This window comes from Polaromonas sp. P1_E3 (genome assembly GCF_056405935.1).
The window spans coordinates 1-1,098 of record NZ_JBFUBD010000648.1; the positions used below are offsets into that span (position 1 = coordinate 1).

General features: G+C 63.2%; 2 protein-coding genes. One reads left to right on the top strand and one right to left on the bottom strand.

What is annotated here, in order from left to right; all coding sequences use genetic code 11:
• On the bottom strand, positions 1 to 196 hold a 196-nt coding region (locus AC1D0Z_RS22485), incomplete at its 3' end, for a hypothetical protein (protein ID WP_477660359.1).
• Here AC1D0Z_RS22485 and AC1D0Z_RS22490 point away from each other — a divergent pair.
• Positions 195 to 623, top strand: coding sequence for a hypothetical protein (locus AC1D0Z_RS22490; protein WP_477660360.1), 429 nt, complete (start codon positions 195 to 197; stop codon positions 621 to 623). The two genes, AC1D0Z_RS22485 and AC1D0Z_RS22490, sit on opposite strands and share 2 nt — an antisense overlap.
• The last annotated feature ends 475 nt before the right edge of the window (positions 624 to 1,098 follow it).

A 1,098-nucleotide genomic window follows, 5' to 3' on the forward strand; every position in this document is an offset into this window, starting at 1 on the left:
GTGCGGTACCGCACGGACGGATCGCCTTGGGCCGCCTAAAAAGGAGCGTACGGCGATATCGCGAACCTTTGAAGACGCAGCGCCCGACCGCTGTTGCAGCGCCATGCAACGCCTTTAGCGAGGGTTCTGAAATGATCCGGCTTGCTTCCTCACCCCCTCCCAATATCAGGCTGCTGGCGCGCTCGGCGCTGACCATGCTGAGCTCTCCTGAACTCATGAAGGAGTCCCGATGCGAGCTGCCCGCTACCGGTGCCGCTGCGCTGGATGTTCTGCGCGACTGGGCCAAAGGAGACGGCGAGGGCACTGACGGCATCCATCTCGCTTCGCTTCCCGAGCGGCAGCTCGAAGCGCTCACACCCGACCACCCGCTGGACATCGCGATCGCCGACTGGGACGCGCTGTTTGGCGCCGTCAAGGCCAGGCTCATGCTCAGCGTCGGTGAAAAACGCGCGGCCGCACCCAACTCGCAGGCCGGCGAGGCCGCGGAGCTGGTCCAGTCCATCGTGCTGGAGTGTGTGGGCGCGTTGCACCACCTTCATCTGGCACTGAGGCAGGAGCGCGGGCAGCGCGCTCATCCGGCCGCTCCAGGCGCTCAGGCCACCCAGCCTATAGAGCCGGGTTAGCGCCGGATTAACGCCGGGCTAACTTCTCTGCCTGCTCCGGGATGTCCGTGGAGCCATCAGGCGGGCGTTGACGCAACYGGCACGGGCTGAAAAGTTTCCACATGGGCAATGATCAGATTGGTCACTTCCATCCCGTTCAGCGAACTCAACGCGAAAAAAGCCACAGAGTCAGCATGGCCGGCCCGGGGGTCGTAGTACTGCGAAGGCAGCTGCCGCAAATAACGCGCGCGGGGCCTGCTGCCCTGCACGTCATATACCAGGGCATCGTCAGCAAGTCCCACTTGCAGCCCGTGAAGCGGGCCTCCTATGCAGGTCATCAGCATTGCATGGTTGTCTCCGTCAATGGACTGTATACGGATGGGGTGGGTGTGGCTATGGGCCGTCTGGCCTAGTGAGGTGGATGGATAGTCCTCGTGACCATGGTTTGGAGGCCGCTGTCGTTATCATCCAGGCAACCTGGCAGTCAGGTCCCTTC

What these genes read in the sequence shown, in the direction of transcription:
- AC1D0Z_RS22490 (WP_477660360.1), top strand. Translation starts at nt 195, where the DNA reads ATGCTGAGCTCTCCTGAACTCATGAAGGAGTCCCGATGCGAGCTGCCC.